The 17,455-nt window shown below is 38.3% G+C and carries 19 protein-coding genes; 13 read left to right on the top strand and 6 right to left on the bottom strand.

Features of this window, described 5'->3' with window-relative positions; all coding sequences use genetic code 11:
- Positions 1–16: 16 nt before the first annotated feature.
- The gene (locus tag KKB09_06350) at positions 17–3,148 is read right to left on the bottom strand and encodes a TIGR03790 family protein (protein MBU4300811.1); all 3,132 of its coding nucleotides are present in this window, start codon (positions 3,146–3,148) and stop codon (positions 17–19) included.
- A 34-nt stretch (positions 3,149–3,182) separates the two neighbouring features.
- Positions 3,183–3,641 carry a PGF-pre-PGF domain-containing protein gene (locus KKB09_06345; protein ID MBU4300810.1) on the bottom strand — a complete coding sequence of 153 codons (459 nt, stop codon included), beginning with the start codon at positions 3,639–3,641 and terminating at the stop codon, positions 3,183–3,185.
- Between the two features lie 210 nt (positions 3,642–3,851).
- On the opposite strand from KKB09_06345, the gene KKB09_06340 reads away from it, so the two are divergent.
- The 8 genes from KKB09_06340 (at position 3,852) to KKB09_06305 (ending at position 10,457) form a co-directional block, all read left to right on the top strand.
- Positions 3,852–4,511, top strand: coding sequence for a glycosyltransferase family 2 protein (locus KKB09_06340; GenBank protein ID MBU4300809.1), 660 nt, complete (start codon positions 3,852–3,854; stop codon positions 4,509–4,511).
- Positions 4,508–5,413 carry an NAD-dependent epimerase/dehydratase family protein gene (locus KKB09_06335; GenBank protein MBU4300808.1) on the top strand — a complete coding sequence of 302 codons (906 nt, stop codon included), beginning with the start codon at positions 4,508–4,510 and terminating at the stop codon, positions 5,411–5,413. The genes KKB09_06340 and KKB09_06335 overlap by 4 nt, the downstream gene beginning before the upstream one ends.
- Before the next feature lie 88 nt (positions 5,414–5,501).
- Positions 5,502–6,314, top strand: a complete 813-nt coding sequence (locus tag KKB09_06330; GenBank protein MBU4300807.1) for a hypothetical protein — start codon at positions 5,502–5,504, stop codon at positions 6,312–6,314.
- Positions 6,307–7,236: a nucleotidyl transferase AbiEii/AbiGii toxin family protein gene (locus KKB09_06325; protein ID MBU4300806.1), complete on the top strand. Its 930-nt coding sequence runs from the start codon at positions 6,307–6,309 to the stop codon at positions 7,234–7,236. The genes KKB09_06330 and KKB09_06325 overlap by 8 nt, the downstream gene beginning before the upstream one ends.
- A gap of 138 nt (positions 7,237–7,374) precedes the next feature.
- Positions 7,375–8,436, top strand: a complete 1,062-nt coding sequence (locus tag KKB09_06320; GenBank protein MBU4300805.1) for a glycosyltransferase family 4 protein — start codon at positions 7,375–7,377, stop codon at positions 8,434–8,436.
- A 93-nt stretch (positions 8,437–8,529) separates the two neighbouring features.
- Entirely contained in the window at positions 8,530–9,939 is a 1,410-nt protein-coding gene (locus KKB09_06315; protein ID MBU4300804.1) for an ATP-binding protein, read from the top strand.
- Positions 9,940–9,957: 18 nt separating this feature from the next.
- On the top strand, positions 9,958–10,149 hold the full coding sequence (locus tag KKB09_06310) for a hypothetical protein (GenBank protein MBU4300803.1): 192 nt from the start codon (positions 9,958–9,960) through the stop codon (positions 10,147–10,149).
- The gene (locus KKB09_06305; GenBank protein ID MBU4300802.1) at positions 10,146–10,457 is read left to right on the top strand and encodes a glycosyltransferase; all 312 of its coding nucleotides are present in this window, start codon (positions 10,146–10,148) and stop codon (positions 10,455–10,457) included. Before KKB09_06310 ends, KKB09_06305 begins: the two co-directional genes overlap by 4 nt.
- A 6-nt stretch (positions 10,458–10,463) precedes the next feature.
- On the opposite strand, the gene KKB09_06300 is transcribed toward KKB09_06305, so the two are convergent.
- Positions 10,464–11,216: a nucleotidyl transferase AbiEii/AbiGii toxin family protein gene (locus KKB09_06300; GenBank protein ID MBU4300801.1), complete on the bottom strand. Its 753-nt coding sequence runs from the start codon at positions 11,214–11,216 to the stop codon at positions 10,464–10,466.
- Entirely contained in the window at positions 11,204–11,695 is a 492-nt protein-coding gene (locus tag KKB09_06295; protein ID MBU4300800.1) for a hypothetical protein, read from the bottom strand. Before KKB09_06295 ends, KKB09_06300 begins: the two co-directional genes overlap by 13 nt.
- A 106-nt stretch (positions 11,696–11,801) precedes the next feature.
- Between KKB09_06295 and KKB09_06290 the strand changes: the two genes are divergently transcribed.
- From KKB09_06290 to KKB09_06270, 5 genes are read left to right on the top strand one after another with little or no spacing between them, the layout of a single operon-like run.
- A complete protein-coding gene (locus KKB09_06290; GenBank protein MBU4300799.1) occupies positions 11,802–12,140 on the top strand; it encodes a hypothetical protein in 339 nt (112 codons plus the stop codon).
- The gene (locus KKB09_06285; GenBank protein ID MBU4300798.1) at positions 12,137–12,586 is read left to right on the top strand and encodes a hypothetical protein; all 450 of its coding nucleotides are present in this window, start codon (positions 12,137–12,139) and stop codon (positions 12,584–12,586) included. The genes KKB09_06290 and KKB09_06285 overlap by 4 nt, the downstream gene beginning before the upstream one ends.
- Before the next feature lie 5 nt (positions 12,587–12,591).
- Entirely contained in the window at positions 12,592–13,737 is a 1,146-nt protein-coding gene (locus KKB09_06280; GenBank protein MBU4300797.1) for a glycosyltransferase family 4 protein, read from the top strand.
- A gap of 9 nt (positions 13,738–13,746) precedes the next feature.
- Entirely contained in the window at positions 13,747–15,312 is a 1,566-nt protein-coding gene (locus KKB09_06275; protein ID MBU4300796.1) for a glycosyltransferase family 39 protein, read from the top strand.
- Positions 15,313–15,341: 29 nt separating this feature from the next.
- The gene (locus KKB09_06270; GenBank protein ID MBU4300795.1) at positions 15,342–16,304 is read left to right on the top strand and encodes a glycosyltransferase family 2 protein; all 963 of its coding nucleotides are present in this window, start codon (positions 15,342–15,344) and stop codon (positions 16,302–16,304) included.
- Positions 16,305–16,585: 281 nt separating this feature from the next.
- On the opposite strand, the gene KKB09_06265 is transcribed toward KKB09_06270, so the two are convergent.
- Together KKB09_06265 and KKB09_06260 are read right to left on the bottom strand one after the other, a co-directional pair.
- A complete protein-coding gene (locus tag KKB09_06265) occupies positions 16,586–17,011 on the bottom strand; it encodes a class I SAM-dependent methyltransferase (GenBank protein ID MBU4300794.1) in 426 nt (141 codons plus the stop codon).
- Between the two features lie 88 nt (positions 17,012–17,099).
- Positions 17,100–17,351, bottom strand: coding sequence for a glycosyltransferase (locus KKB09_06260; protein MBU4300793.1), 252 nt, complete (start codon positions 17,349–17,351; stop codon positions 17,100–17,102).
- Positions 17,352–17,455: the final 104 nt, after the last annotated feature.

The raw sequence follows: 17,455 nt of genomic DNA, 5'->3' as shown, positions 1-17,455 counted from the left end.
TTTATAAAGATTAAAATCAGCATTCTACTTTCTTTTTAAGCTCTTTTATAGCATATTCTTTTTTTCTTGAACGATTTCGCCTAATTATCGTGCAGATTGCCGTGATAAAAAAAAAGCCTGCTGAAGCAAGAATTGTGCTTGAATTTGACGATTTTTCAGGCGGTTCTGCGGCTATTATCCTGATTTCTTCTGTTGGCGCGCTTGATATATTTGGTTTTACGACCTCGCGAGGCTGCGGCGTGGCGGGATCTGCTGCTGCCTGAAGCACAGGCATTTCTTCAACTATTGCAAAATACGAGAACCCTGCAGAATATGCGATATAATTATTGTATTCCCTATCCGCTTCTTTCAATTCAGTTATTAGGCGAATCCATTTGTCGCCAGTATACCTTGACAGATATATTGAAGTTATATTTTTTTCAAGAATGTACCTCTTGCTCACCTTAAATTCTATTGTCACGTTATTGACAATAGAATCATTGAAATTTTTGGCAGAGATGTTAAAATATCTGTAAACCGTGCCGTTTGGAGGCGGAACAGGGACTGAAAGCAGGTCAGTTGCGCTTATTAATGCGTTTGAAATGCTGGTTTTCAAATATACTTGTATCTTTGTTATTTCATTGTTTGGAGTTATTGTTATTGAACTTGCCGATATTGCTGCAAAGCTGCCGCCTCCGCCACCGGTTACTATAGGGGCGGGCGCATCAAGAGGCGCCTCATAATAGCCTCCAAGATATGCATCAAATACAGTCACATTGAAGACAATATGCGTAGCGTTCAATCTATAAGGATATGCTGATAAATCTTTTGAATCCCAACTGTTGCATGAGGCTTTTGTGAACTCCCAGTCAGTGCAATGCAGTATCTTATTCACTGTGCCATTTACCGGCAGGGTTATTTGGGCATAATCAAAAACTATGCCCGATGCATTAAACGCTATTATTTCTGACCGCGCCTGCGTTAATGAAGGAAGTTCCGAACTATTGACAAATTCGGGATCCAGAGTAGCATTTGCGCTGATGTTGATATTATTTAAATAAAGCATTTCCCCTGTTGGGACTGAAAAAGCCACGCTGTAGGTATCGTCCAAATCTAACACCTTTGACTGCGCCGAAAGGTTGATCTTGAAATTCTGGATTGATGCGCCGGATTTATCATATAACGAAACTATTGAATCCGGTATCGGCTTGCCGAATTTATCCTTTATTGTGAAGTTGTGCGCGTACATCTGCCTCAGATAAAATGTCCTTTCTTCTGTTGCATTCCAGTTTCCGGCTGTGTCATTCGCAAAGACTTTGAATGTGCAGTTTCCTGTCGGGACTGATGTTATCATATAAGACCATTTGGGGCCTGCATTAGCCATAGTCAAATTTTGCGTGCGGTTCCATTCAAGGATGGCGCTTGCCAGTGTTTCAGAAGCGGTTATGCTTATAAGTGCCAGATTGTTTGATACGCTGTTGTTTACAGGCGTGGGCGGAACAAAGGTTAAAGCTGGCGGAGTGCTGTCTATGGCGCAGGAATAATCGGATGCTGCAAACTGCGAATTTGAAGAATTATCGTATGCAAGGCAGTTCCAAATGTATGAGCCATCTGCAATTGTTTTTGAGAATGATGCTGATGAGCCGGTTGATTTTGTCTCATTTGCGTGCCACGCTCCTTTCCAGTTTCCATAAAGCGTTATGTTTGATATGGCGACATTATCTGTTGCAGAGCATGTGAATATTACTGATTTTGATTTTTGCATGAGGGAATTTATAGGGGATGTAAGCGTGACTGTCGGCGGAGTTGTGTCATTTGCAGGTGCGCCGTCTGTTGAAAAGGCGTATGTTTCACTGTTTCCTGCAGGATCTGTTGCGTTTATCCTTACGTAATACGTTTTCGAGCTGTCAAGGCCTGCGATAGTTATGTTGTGCCGGCTGAAATAATTGCGCTTTGTTGCGCTCCAATAGGTAAGATTGCTTGTGTCCCATTTTATGCTTCCGTAACTTGCGGTAAGCCCGTATTCTACTGCTCCTTCTGTGATTTCCGGAGATCCTGTATTCGAATGTGTATTGTCCCAGCTCACTATGAGATTATTGGAATCCCATACAAATGAGGCATTTGCGATTGCCGGCTTTTCATTGTCAATAGATGCCGATGCAGGAAGGGTGTAAAGCGGGTCTCCGATTATTACAGACATCCATTCAAGAAGATAGGTTGACATGTACATGCTTTCGGCAAAATTGAAGCCCCCATTCAGGAAATAATCATAATATGCCACGGGCTGCGGAACAAACGGTGCGTAAGGCTCATCCACCGCGCCCCATGTCGCAGTTACTCCTGCGGCAAGCATCGCAGGCACTACTTTTGGGCCTGTTGTGTTCCTTATTGTGGTTGATGCAGTAAATGACTGGAAATGCGCTGCGAGTGCGCCAGGCATCCAGTTCCAAACGTTTTCATAATCATTGCCGCCGCCGTTATGCCATGCGGCGTTCGGGCCCCCTGCATGGCCGCTGTCAGAGACGCAGGAGCGCCCCGATTTTGTAATTGACGCGCAGACAACATTTATGGAATCGACAAGATACGGCTGCCCTGCCATATAGCCTGTTGCAGAGGTTCCAAGATACTTTTCAGCATACATGGCTTTGTCTATAAGGCCTTTTGCTATCTCGGGCGTCGGGCCGTCAAGCCGTGTGACAAGATATATGCCATAGGCATTGCTGAAATGCACGCCGCCCATATGATTGCCGTTTGAGTAGGTTGTGTAATATATTCTTCTATAGGGATTTTCTGTGCCGTATCCCTGCCATTCAGTAACGTTGTATAAGTCTGATAGCCTGCTGTCTACTGAGTAGCATCCTTTGTAGGGTATGCCGTAGGTCGTGACTATATAAAGTATCTTTGACTTCAGTCCGTTTGCATCAAGAAAAGTCCTTACAGGAAGCTCTATCTGATTAAAGTAATTGTCACATGTAATGTCTATTCCTGTGGTTGTGTTGATATAGACGATCTGATTTATTGGAACGTTCCTTCTTTCCTGATAGTATTTCCCGACAGCTATGGAATCTGCGCTTGCGTTGTTGACAACTATCAGCACATCGTCTGCAGGCGCAGCCCATGCCCTGGGAATTAAAGCTAGAATCAATATAAGTAAAACTAGGATCTTCATAACACCAACAATTTATTTAAATAATTGTGACTTATCAGGAACGTTTCCAGTAGATAATTAGGATGATTGCCGCAAGCAAAAGCATGAGCATCAGATTATTCGTGCTTTTTGATAATATATTTCCTGTCTGAGACAGGACCTGAATTTCTCCCAGAACATCCTTTCCAAAAATCGCATAGTATGAATGCTCATCTATTTTTGCCCTGTATGTGTTTTTTCCTTCTTTTGAACCTGTGAATTCCGTAGCTATAGGGTTCCATTTCCCTGCGGCATATTTTGAAAGATAGATAATATTTATCCTGTTTTCCTTTATCCAGCTCTGGTTCACATCAAACTCTATTATGGTGCCTGGAATGGCGGTTATGTTCATATATTTGTAGGCCTGCTCATCAGTTACTAAAGGAGTGAGCACAGGGATGCTTGAAAGCTCCTGCACTTCGGCAGCATATGCTATGGGCATAAGGAGAAAAAACAGAACATAAAATGCTTTCATAATACACATACGCTACGCCGGTATTTAAACTTTTTTTCGGCGTGCGCCGAATTTCTTTATGGTGATGTGTGAAATTATATATACTGCAGCATATCAATAGTATGCATTTGATGTCACTTTTAGGTTGTAATTTGATTTATAAATCTTTTGACGCATATATACAACGTTCGATAACTATATGCTACTTTGATATACGTTCGGGATGATTTTATGAAAAAGAAAATTGCGGTTCTTATTCCTGCCAAAGACGAGGAAAGGGGGATTGGTAAGGTTATAGCTGAGCTCCCAAAAGGCGTTGATATTTACGTTATTGATGGCTTGTCAAAGGACAAAACAATGCAGGTGGCAAAATCCTTTGGCGCAAAAGTCATCAATGAAAAAAGGCTCGGCTACGGCAGGGCGTATAAAACGGGATTTAGTAAGGTGCCAAGGAGCGCAAAGTACGTCGCATGCCTTGACGCTGACGGAACTTATCCTGCATCACGTGTGACTGAATTAGTGAATATGCTTGAAAAAGAGAAGCTGGATTTCATATCATGCCAGAGGATTCTTGACGGCAATATGTGCCTCAAGCACAAAATCGGCAACAAAGTGCTTACTATAGCCACGAACATGCTTTTTGGAGTGCATATAAAAGACTCGCAATCCGGCATGTGGGTTTTCAGGAGAAAAATCCTGGATGAAATAAAGATGGAATCAGACGGCATGGCATTCTCAGAGGAGCTGAAGATACGTGCGGCAACAAACGGCTTTCGATTCAGGGAAGTCCCGATAGAATACAGGGAGCGCATAGGCGAAGTCAAGCTCAAGTCTAATGAAGACGGGATAAAAAACCTGATTTATCTTTTTAAATTGAGGATGAGTTTGTGAAAAGGGTTCTTGTTACAGGCGGCGCCGGATTCATCGGGCATCATCTCGTAAACGCCCTTAAGGAATACGATGTCACGATTATTGATAATCTTTCTACAGGAAAAAGGGAATTTATTCCGGAGAACGTACGATTTATCAAAGGGAATTTGACAGATAGAAAATTTGTTCTTTCAAATATCAAGGATTTTGACATCATCTTTCATCTTGCGGCAAATGCAGATGTCAAAAGGGGCTCTATTGATACAACTGTCGATGTTGAGCAGAATATCCTTGCAACGCACAATGTTCTTGAAGCAATGCGGATTAATGGAGTTAAGAATATTGTTTTTACATCAACTTCAACTATTTATGGAAGTGCTTTAATGCCTACTTTGGAGAATTACGGGCCATTGAAGCCTGAATCGATGTATGGCGCTTCAAAATTGGCTTGCGAGGCTTTGATTTCTGCGTATTGCCATAATTTCGGGATGCGAGCATGGATTTTCAGGTTTGCGAATGTCATAGGCCCTGACGGAACGCATGGGATTATATTTGATTTTATCAATAAATTACGGAAGGATTCATTCGAACTTGAAGTATTAGGCGACGGAAAGCAGGCAAAATCTTATGTGTATATAGATGATGTTGTTTCTGCGATTCTTTTATCTGTAGAGAAATCAAATGATACTGTAAATATATACAATATAGGCTCTGACAATACCATTCCAGTCTCTGAAATCGCTTCAATGGTGATTAAAGAGATGAAATTGAAAGCCAAAATAAGATATACTGGCGGCTCAATCGGTTGGAAGGGCGATATCCCGAAAATGCTTTTGTCGAATGCGAAATTAAAAGCGCTCGGATGGACGCCGAAATATAACTCAAAAGAAAGCGTAAAACTAACCATAAGGAGTTTGATATAATTAGCATTGTTTACAAAAAATTATGTTTGCCCATAGGCAGTTATCCGCAGAAATAGATTTATTAAGTTATCTACTCATATTTTTGTTTATGTCCACATCCACATATACTAATGACGAAAAAAGCGTAAATCTTAGCCCATTAGAGCATAAAGTATATTTTCGCCTCTATGAGGGAGAAGTGTTTCGGACCGGTGATGCCTATAAAATCATTGCAAACAGGAAAACAGCCCGGCAGATTCTTTCAAGGCTAAAGAAGAAGGGCTATGTAAAGCAGATAAGACGCGGCTTATTTGCCGTTGTCCCTGCGCAAATGATAGGCAGGGATTTTGCCGCAGACAAGATATTGATAGCGTCGCAATTGGCAAAGACGTATTTTATTTCGCACCACACTGCGCTTGAACTGCATGGCGCGGCGCAGTCGTATCTGAACATTGTGTATCTTTCATCCGGAAAAGCATCGAAGTCTTTTGAATTCCAGAGCATTTTGTATAAATTTGTTACTGCCAAGCGCATGTTTGGGATAAAGCAGGTTTTAAGAGGAAGCCAAAAGATAAATGTAAGCGACAACGAAAGAACCATCCTTGATTGCATAAGAAACATGGAATATGGCGGGGGCCTTGAGGAAATCGTTAAGAGCATTTCCGCATATCCTAACCTGAATTATACGAAATTGATGAACTATCTGAATCTTTTTGGCGAAAAAAGCATGTTTCACAGGACCGGATTTATTTTTGATGAATTGAAGAATGAGCTGAATGTTCCTGAAAGCTTTCTTGCGGCATTGGAGAAGGGATTAGGAAAAAGGGTGTATTATCTCGTTCCAAAAGAAAAGGGCGTTTATATCGGAAAATGGAAGCTTATTGTGCCAAAAAACGCAAAGGAGATGATGAAAATTGCATAAGTCGGACAAAAAATATTTTGAGCGCCTGTCAGAGAAAACAAGGTTTCAGCGGGATGTTCTTGAGAAAGTTTTTAGGCTTTCTGATTTATTGCACATGATTTATGAAAATGAATTTCTGGGACGCCGGCTGGCCATAAAAGGCGGGACTGCAATAAACTTCATTTATTTCAAGATGCCTCGCCTTTCTGTTGACATTGACTTTAATTTCGTGTCTGATGGAAACAGGGAGGATATGCTTAAAGCCCGTGAAAACATAAATAAGATTTTGACGAAGATTTTACGGATGGAAGGATATGAAATAGAGAAAGTCCAGCCTTACGCTCTTTTGCAATATAACCTGAAATACATAAACACTGCCGGAAATGCGGACCGGATAAAGATTGAGATAAATTTCATGGAACGTGTCCCGGTTTTTGAAATAATTGAAAAGAAAATCATGATTTTGGAAAAGCCGGAATTCAAAGTAAGGACATATATGCTGGAGGAGTTGTTTGCGACAAAACTTCGGGCATTGTTCATGAGAGCCGCCGCAAGGGACCTTTTTGACGTTTATATGCTTCTTGAGAGCGGCCTGGAATTTGATAAAACAATGCTGAAAAAGTGCTTTATCTTTTATTTCTGCCTTGCAGATGATTTCCGCAAGATAAGCACGGAACGCATAAGTAAAATAGATCAGAACGACATTAAAAAGTTCCTTCTTCCTCTCATGGAAAAAGGAACGAAAATCGATATTAATAATGCCGGCGAAAAAATAAAGGCGTTTGCGTCAGAACTAATTGTATTAAATAAAAATGAGCAGAAATTTATACGGCTTTTTTATGAAGAGAAAAAAGCTGTCCTTGATTTATTGTTTGAGGATGTAAAGTGTAATCCGCGGCTTGGAAATCATCCTATGCTTAAATGGAAATTAAGAAATATGTGAGTTGATTCAAAAATGAAAATCCGTTCGCTTGCGCTCTCGGCTTTTCATTTTTTCAATGCATGAGGTGATTCAAAAATGAAAATCCGTTCGCTTGCGCTCTCGGCTTTTCATTTTTTCAATGCATGAGGTGATTCAAAAATGAAAATCGGCATTGTCTATGACGTCATTTATCCCTATGTCAAGGGCGGCGTTGAGAAAAGAAACTGGGAGATTGCCCGACGGTTGGCTAAAAAGCACGAGGTTCATATTTTCGGGATGAAGTTCTGGAAAGGCGAAGATATAATTAAGAAAGAGGGCGTATTTTTGCATGGCGTTTGTACTCCGAAAAAGCTTTACCGGAACGAGGGCAGAAGGTCGATAAAACAGGCATTATATTTTTCTCTTCATTTACTAAAACCGCTTATGAAAACAGAATTAGATGTGATAGATTGCTCGAATTTCCCGTATTTTCCTCTTTTTGTCTGTAAATTGAAGAGAACGCCGCTTGTCGCCACATGGCACGAGGTCTGGGGCAGGAAATACTGGCTCGAATATCTTGGATGGAGAGGAGATATAGGATATTCAATTGAGTGGCTTGCATCGAAATTGCCGGACAAAATAATTTCAGTATCAGAACATACTCAGACTAATCTTCATAATGTGCTTGGCAGAAAGTCCGATGTCGCGCATAACGGCATTTCTGTTCAGGAAATATCCAAAATAAAGGCAAAAAGGGACAAAAACAGGATAATAACTGTCGGCAGGCTTGTGCCTTTCAAGAATGTCGATTTGATAATAAAAGCCATGCCGGACGTTTTGAAGAAGAATAAGAAAGCACATCTGGTAATTATTGGTGAAGGTCCTGAAAGAGAACGGCTTGAGAAACTTGCAATCGGATTGCCTGTAGAATTCAAGAATTTTGTCAAAGAACATAATACTTTACTAAAGGAAATAAAATCATCCGGCGTTTTTGTGACGCAATCATCCCGCGAGGGCTTTGGAATCATTGTTCTCGAAGCCCTGGCATGCGGCACGGCAGTTGTAATACCGCAATATCTTTCGGAATTTCCTTATGCGAAAATGTGTATGATTGCTAATGGTGAAATGCTTGTAGAAGCAATATCTAATCCAAAAAAGGCAAATCCTGAATCAGTTAAAGATTTTGACTGGGATTTTATTGCAGATGAGATGGAAGATATTTATCGAGGTGTTGTGAGATGATTGTGTGTCCTTCCCGAAAGATAATGTGCTGTAATAGAAAGCTTTAAATAGTTACTCGTGAGTATATTACTCTTGAGTAAACAAGTGATATTTATGTTTGTAAACAGAAAAAATGAGTTAGAAATGCTTGAGGAAAGAAAATCCTCCGGAAAGGCAGAATTCCTTGTGATCTATGGCAGACGCAGAGTAGGGAAAAGCGAATTAATTGATAAGTTTTTGGAAAAGCAAACCGGCATCCGGCTTCTTGCAAGGGAAGAAACAAAACTGCTTCAGCTAAGGAATTTTTCTGAAAAATTAGCGGATTTTTTCCACGATGAGGTTCTTGCCAAAAGCCCCTTTTCCGGCTGGGATGCATTTTTTGAATACCTGGCGCAAAAATCCGATAAAAGGCTGATTATTGCAATAGATGAGTTTCCATATCTTGTGAAAGAAGATGCGTCTCTTCCATCAATTTTGCAGGACTACTGGGATAATAAACTGAGGAAAACGGGCATTTTTCTCATACTTTGCGGCTCATCTATGACTATGATGGAAAGGCTTCTCGGATATAAAAGCCCTCTTTACGGCAGAAGAACCGGGCAGCTCCTGATCAGGCCGTTTTCATTTGCCGAGACTCTTGAATACGAAAGCGATATGCAGAAAGCGATTGAAATGTTTTCCGTATTTGGCGGCACTCCGGCATATTTAAACGAATACGACAGTACAAAGGCGCTGCTCGAAAATATTTCAAAAATAGTTATGAAAGAAGATTCGTTCATTTACCGGGATATAGAATTTATCATAAGGGAAGAATTACGGGAGCCGAGATATTATTTTTCAATACTTCTTTCAATTTCAAAGGGCAAGACGACAATCGGGGAAATAATGAACGACACAGGCCTTGATAAAAGCATTGTCGGAAAATATCTTTCAATACTGGCAGACCTGCATTTTATTATACGGAACGTGCCTGCAACCGAAAATATAATGAAAAGCAAACGCGGCATTTATCTTTTAAGCGACAATATGTTCAAATTCTGGTTCAGGTACATTTATCTATATAAGGAATTTATCGAAAAAAACCAGCAGGCATTTGTGGCGGATAATTTTATAAAGCCGGAATTTAACGAATACGTTTCGCTCGTATTCGAAGACATATGCAGGGAAGCAGTCCAGATAATGAACAGCAAAAAAATCCTGCCCGCTGTTTTTTCCAAGATAGATCGGCAATGGGGCAGAATTTCCGGAAGGCCTGCAGGTGAAAGCCAGTACGAGATTGATATTGTCGCATTGGGAGAAAAAACAAAAGATATTTTATTCGCCGAGTGCAAATGGCAGGATAAAGTGAATGCTGCGAAGATTTTTGAAGAGTTAAAAAAGAAGGCGGAATTTGTAGATTGGAATATCGGCAAAAGAAATGAGTATTTTGCGATATTCGCCAGAAGCTTTGCAGAAAAGCCAAAAGTGAACGGATTGATGCTTTTTGACCTCGGAGACCTGGAGAAATTATTCAGGCAGAAATAATGCCCTATGAGTGTGTTTATGATGAATATATTAATACCTCCGTATCTTTCAAAATTCCCTTATGCAAAGATGTGCGCGATTGCAGACGGCGCAGAGCTTTCGGAAAAGATGCCTGGCGCAAAGCCTGCGGCGCGCAAGGACATTGCGCATTTTGGCCTGGAGAGGGGCGCGCAGGAAATGGAAGGAGTTTATAGAGGTGTGGCGGAATGAAAAAGTTGCTGATTGTCTCTCCGTATTTCTATCCCGAAATCGGCGGGCTTGAAAATTATGCATATAACATTGCGAAGGGACTGGTGAAAAAGGGGTTTAATGTAACTGTCTTGCGCAGCACAAAAGAGCGCAGGGACAAAGAGGAAATTATTGACGGCGTCCGGATTATAAGGCAGAAGCCGGATTTCAGGATATCGAATACGCAGATAATAATTAATTGGGCAAAGATAGTTTCCTCGGTGATTGATAGGGAGAAGCCGGACGTCGTTAACAGCCATCTTCCGGTGCCGTATATTGCGGATATTTGAAGAATACTACACTTTGTACTTGAACTCTTTTTGCAATCTTTTGATTACTGTAAGATATTCAACCGGTTTATTGGTTAGCTGGGCCACATCATCATCCCAGTGAGAATAGATTTTGTTTGCGTTTTTGAATATCCGTTCAACATCAAATTTCTGATTTACTTCGTTTAATTTTTTCCCAACCAGATCAAAATCGATCTTATGGCCCGTTTTCAAGAGGAAATATACGTCAAAATAGTCTCTTGGCTGGTTTCTTGCAATTAGCGCCCGTATTTTTTCAGCTATCAGTTCGTTCGGGTCCAGTGTAAGTATCTCGAACTCCGGTATTTCCTCATAGAAATGCCTGACTTTTTGCATTTGAGGCGGGCAATGCAATGATGCCTTTCCGTTAAGGTCTATGACAATATAGCTGTTTTCCGTGAAATAGCTATTATAAAAAACCTTTAATCTGAAATAATTGTTAGTCTGATTTTCAAAAGCGTATTTCTGGAAAATGCCTTTATTCTTTTCTAATATGGCGACAATCTCGTTTTTTGCGGATTCGGTAGTCTTTCGGCAGGTGAAATCCAAATCTTCGCTAAGGCGGGTGTGATTGAGGAAAATTTTATTTAATGCAGTGCCGCCCTTAAAGCAGATGTCTTTAACATCTTTTAGCAGGTAAAGCAGCAAACTAAGAAAGTAATCTTTTTCCAGATATATTAGGTTGAACCCTTTCAGGCCGGATAAGTATCGCAGCCGATTCTCGGAAATCAGTTCAACCATTGTTTAGCCTTCTTTTTTGACTCTATGAGGAAATAATGTTCCTTTATTTTTTTCCTGACAAAATCTTTCGGGTTTAACGACCTGACACGCCGGAATATTATCGCAGTATTAAATATTCTTTTTGTTCCCTGCTTTTTAGTGCAATTAACTTCGATTTTTACCGGTATCTGGTCTATCAGGCCCCAATAATGCTCTGCTGCAGCCCCTGAAATAAAGTAGTCCTTTCCGTTGAAAATTTCGTCAATCACTATGAAAGGATGCTCTGACCAATGCCCTTCGAATGCTTTTACAGGGATTAAGCAATACTTTGCCTTGTTGAGCTTGATTATCCTTCCCTTTTTTCTTAACCTGTGGATGTAGACGCTCATTTCATTCCCGTTTTTGAAAAAACGGCGTATATCTTTCCGGGTAAAGAAAAACTTCTCTTCCATTTCCAGGAGGGAGATTACGTCAAGCTCCTTTTTTGATATTCCTTTCATAATACACCCAAATTAAAGATTTATTAATATTGGTGTAACATAATTATATAAAGATTTGCTCATAAGCCGAATAAAAAGCTTGAAGCGATAATACACTGGTGAGAATATGAAACTCCTAATAGTTCGCCCCGAAACCGGCGGATTCGAAGCCCTGGCATGCGGAACAAAAGTCGTCATACCGCCGTATCTTTCAGGCTTTCCCTATGCGAAGATGTGCACGATTGCCGATGAAAAACAGCTTGGCGCAAAGATTTTTGGCGCGAAACCGGTTGCAGGGAAGGAAGTCGCGCATTTTCAAACGAAGTTTGAAAAGCTTGAATATCATGGAAACTGCGGTTTCCAAGCTTTTTCAGCAAAGCTGAAAAATCCGAAGGATATTCATGATTTTGACTGGGATAAAATTGCGCAACAAATGGAAGCAATTTATCAAGAGGTGGGACGATGAAATTTTCATTAATTATTCCCGCATATAGTGATACAAAAATAATAGAAAGCAACACATACTTCAAGCAAGGTTCTTATTCTATGGAGATTTCAAGCAACTTTTCTATGAAATCAACCCTGGGCTACGCCAAAGTTCAGAAACAATATCAACCATTTGATATGAATAGCTATAACTTTTTAACTCTTTGGTTTTATAATCCCTATAGTAATTTAAAGATAGCGAGTTTCGGATTCATGGCATTTGGAGATGACGGAGATAACTGGAAAAATCATATTGAATGCGGAGAAAATCTTAAACCCGGTTGGAATAAAATCAAAATAGATCTGAAAAAATGTGTGATACGGGGTTTACCGGATATGTCAGCAATTACACAGGTGTCCGTAAACATTTTTGCAGACCGTGGATATAGAACATTTTACATTGATGATTTAAGATTAATCAAGTGAAATTTATGAATGTTTTAATAATCTGCCCATATTTCTATCCAGAAGGCGGTGGATTAGAGAATTATGCTTATAATATCTCCAAAGGCCTTGTGAAGAAGGGTTTTAAAGTAACGGTTTTGTGCAGCACGAAAGAAGGCAAGGATAAAGATGAAGTTATTAACGGTGTTCGAGTCATAAGACAGAAGCCAAATTTTATTGTTTCTAATACACCTATAAAGCTGAATTTGTACGCTACGATTTCTGATTTATTGAAAAAAGAGAAGTTTGATTTAGTTAACGCGCATACACCCGTACCATATTATGCGGATATGGCGTGCATGGCTGCGAATAAAAGAAAAATACCATTTTATTTGACATATCACAACGACAACACACATCCGAACTTTTTTGTCAATTTTTTATGCAATGTATATAATTACACATTCAATAAAATGCTTTTGAATAACAGCACAAAAATAATCACTCCGTCGCCTTACTGTTTCAATGAGTCAAAATTTCTTCTGAAACATAAAGAAAAGCTTTCATTAATTCCTCCGGGTGTTGATTTGGATAAATTTTACCCGGGAAAATCGTATTTAGTGCATGAAAGATTCAAAATACCTAAAAAGTCTAAGATTGTAATGTTTGTCGGACAAATGGGGCGATTTCACAAGCACAAAGGCGTTGATATCCTGATTAAAGCGTTTAAAAATGTTGCCGAGAAAATACCCTCTGCGTATCTTGTGCTTGTAGGAAAAGGCGATATGGTGGAAGAATACAGAAATTTAAGCAAAGAACTCGGAATTGCAGATAAAGTAATATTCACGGGCTTTGTAAGCGACGAAGAACTGCCAGAATATTATCGAAGCGCGGATGTTGTCGCCCTCACCCCAACAACCGTACAGGAAGGCTTTGGCATGACATTAATTGAGGCGATGGCGTGCGGAAAACCGGTAATCGGAACAAAAATTGGCGGGATAAAGTATATTATTAAGGATGGAGAAACGGGTTTTTTGGTTGGAATTAATGATGCAATGATGTTGGAACTGTCAATGATTAAAATACTGTTAAATGAAAAGCTTACAGAAAAAATGGGTGTGAATGGATACAAAAACACAGTTAAAAAATATATGTGGAGTGGCTCCATAGCAACAATGAGGGGAATATTCTGAGTGTTGATTATGATTGAGATTCGTAATAAGAAGGAAGTGATGATCTTATTAATGATCATAGTATTGGCGTTCGTATTACGAACATTTCCGTACCTAAATGGTTACTCATACCCCATTACAGACGACGGAACAAGAGATTACAAATTTATTGAATACATACAACAGACTGGTGAAATAAACCTTCAAGCATACGGAATAGCACCATTTTTGCATTTAATTGTGTCAACAACGTCGATTTTATCAGATAGTAATACCCTCAAAATAGATTTATTTCTTCCACCACTAATTAGTTCACTAGGACTAATATTTTTTTATTTTTTCATCAAAAAATATTCTAAAAATATCTCAATTTCACTTATATCCACTCTTATTGTAGCTACATTTGGACCAAACATTTGGTGGGGTGCACAAGCGGTTAGAGAAACCATTGGATTATTCTTTTTCCCACTTTCGATATATTTACTGGATAAATTTAGAGAAAAAAATTCAATAAAGTGGTTTATTATATACTTCATTTCGCTTTTTGGAATGACGCTCGCTCATTACTGGGCTAGCTTTATGCTTATTATAATGATCTTCCTAATGAATGTATTTTTTTATAAAAATAAAGGTTATGGATTACTGATTTCTTTTGTATCTTTACTACCAACCTTTATTTACTGGGCAATCGCAGCACCATTCTTTTTCTTCTTGATAAATAAAGGAATAACAATATTTTTATCACGCGTATCTCTATTCAAGATTTTAGTAATCTCCCTAATCATGTTTTTTGTCATGTCATATCTAAAGAAGTATGTTCCAAAAATAATCAATAACGATTTGCTCCTTACAAAAAAAGTTAAGATAACTGTATTTACCTTAACAATAGCATCAATCATTTTTTTATATATTGTGTTAAACAAATTATTGGTATTTGCATACCCCCCCCAACAATTCTTATCCGTCATTATAGCAGCTGCACTAGTACCTCTAGGATTCTTATATGCGATAAAAAATAATACGCAGCTATCAATTTTGTACATAACCTACATAATTACTTTATCCGCTATGACTATTTTCGGAGTTGTTATTGGTGGATCTGACGTTGCTTTTGATCCTGTGAGGGTGCTTGAATTCATAATATACCCAATGTCATTTTTTGCTGCAACGATAGTATCAAAATTAAATAAAACAATAATATCAGTAACGCTAATCATATGTATATTAGTTGGTCTGTTTTTTTACCCCCCCATATTTGTTCTGACTGATCCTTTAGAAAAAACCCCTTTTTTTGATATACGATCTTATATTCGTTATACTCCTATTGAAGGTGGGGCCATATTAAAATGGTCTCAAGAGAATAATGTGTTTTTAACTATGAACGGTCCAACGATCAATGGTATCAGAGACACTTTTTTCTTGCCAGTTGATAAAACAAAAAAATGTAAATTAGTAAGTGAATATGATTATAAAGTGTCTCAATATATTGATAAGGTTAATTATCGATCGCTCGGTGCAAAGAAACCCGATATAACTATACAGACCTATGCGGACTTACGTTATGCGAATGGTTGGGGAAACGTTTACTGTGGATAATACTAAAATTGAAATAGAGATGATTCAAAATGAAACAATATCCAAAAATTTCGATTATCGTTCCAGCGTACAATGCGGAGAAAACAATAAAACAATGCATCGAATCATTACTTATTCAAGACTATCCCACTTACGAAATCATAATTGTTGATAATTGTTCTTCTGATAAAACGGCTGAGATTATAAAAAGCTATGGAAAAGTAAAATATTTGTATGAGAAAAGTAAAGGCTCCTATTTGTCTAGAAACACCGGTGTAAACTACTCCACTGGGGAAATTCTTGTTTTTACCGATTCAGACTGTATTCTCAAACGAAATTGGCTTACGAGATTAACCGAGCCGATACGGCGTGGCAAATGTGAAGCTTCTATGGGCGGAACATTGAGTGCAACGAATGGAAGATTGGAAAACGTAGAACAAGATGCTTATGAACAATATATAAAAACAATACGTAAGGGGGATAACTTAAGAACAATCGATACAAGGAATTTCGCGATTACGGGGCGTGCCCTTGAAAAAGTAGGTTTTTTTGATGAGAAAATACCCTTTGCGGGGGATTATAGATTTGGTCTAAAATTAAACAGTATGAATTATGCGCCTTTATTTGTAACTGGCGCAGAAGTAAAACACTTTCATAAGTCATCATTAAAGAGGGTTTTTCGCACAAAATTTCTGCAAAGCTATTGGAGTGCACATACTTACATAACCGAGGGATTTTCATCAAGACCATTTAGAGTGAATTATTATATCTCATTAGCATTATTATTATCTACTCTTGGAATCTGTGTTACAACCATCGCGCAGATAAATGCTGTAGCTGTTATGTTATTACTTCTTTCTATTCTTTTATTGATAATGTCTCCCTCAGTATTAAAGAATATCTTTAGGTTGAATTTTTATGCGGCTTTCTACCATGCAATGTCAATGGCTGCAATAAGATTGGGGATTTTGAAATATTACATCACACATTATCTAATCAGGAAAAAGATTTGAAATATTCCCTGAAACAATGGACCTGTGACGCTATTCATTTTTATTTCTGGCAAATTATGATTTGTTCCATTCCACCTAATTTTATATTGGATTCAAATTTTAAGACAGAACGAAATATAACTATTCTTAACGTATGCGGCAGAGGTAAGTGGAATAGGATGAAATAAGAGTATCTACTTAGTAAATTAAAATAGGTATCATATTTCAATATTTTAAATCGCGTATTGAGCAAATGTGAAATCTCTTCAAAAGAATATCCTTCTTTTAAATGTCCCCAATTTTTATGAACTTTTTTCATATCTATGAACTATGAAGGATACTAACTTTCTATGTTTTATGGGCGTCGTTAGAAATAATATTCCGCCTTTCTTTAAGACTTTATATGCTTCGTTGATAAGTAAATCATCTCTTTTTACATGCTCTATTACGTCCATTAGTAATAGTGTATCAATAGATTCTTTTTTTAATGGAATTTGAATCCCAGATGCTACACAAGCATTCAATCGTTGCTTTCTTGCGATCTTTAATCCCGCCTTATCTAAATCTAAAACAATGGGCACAATATTCTTATTTTTTTCTAAGTTTGATAAAATAAAACCATCATAACAACCAATGTCTAAGACGTTACCTCTATTTTTAACTAATTCATTTATTTTGTCTTTGCAAGCCCAATACCTTAATAATGTTCCAGGTCTTAATTCATTCATAATAGCACCTCATAAATATCTAACATTATTTTGAGTTATTTGAAAAATGAATTGATCAAATCTAGTTCACGAGGTTTTGTATCTCCATTTACTTAATGCTATTCCAAAGATCAGTTAATTTCCTAACTTCTTTATGAATATTAAATTCTTTTTCTATCTTCTTTCTTCCATTTAATCCCATGTTAGTTCTCAGAGTTTTATCTTTCATGAGAACTTTTATTTTTTCTGCTATTTTTTTTGCATTATTGGGTTCGACCAATAGCCCATCAGATTCTATAAGTTCTGGGATACCAGAAATTTTTGTTGAAATAACGGGTATTCTGCAATACATACACTCCATTAAATACACTTTCAACTAAATGATAGCTCTTTTTCTATGTATGCGCCGATAGCATTCATGCCTTCTCTTACAGTTTGAAAATCGCTGTTGTTCAAAACAAATCG

The organism is Nanoarchaeota archaeon (genome assembly GCA_018897155.1).
Classification (GTDB): domain Archaea; phylum EX4484-52; class EX4484-52; order EX4484-52; family LFW-46; genus LFW-46.
The sequence above is the reverse complement of the archived record's forward strand: the minus strand, read 5'-3'. Positions and strand labels throughout refer to the sequence as shown.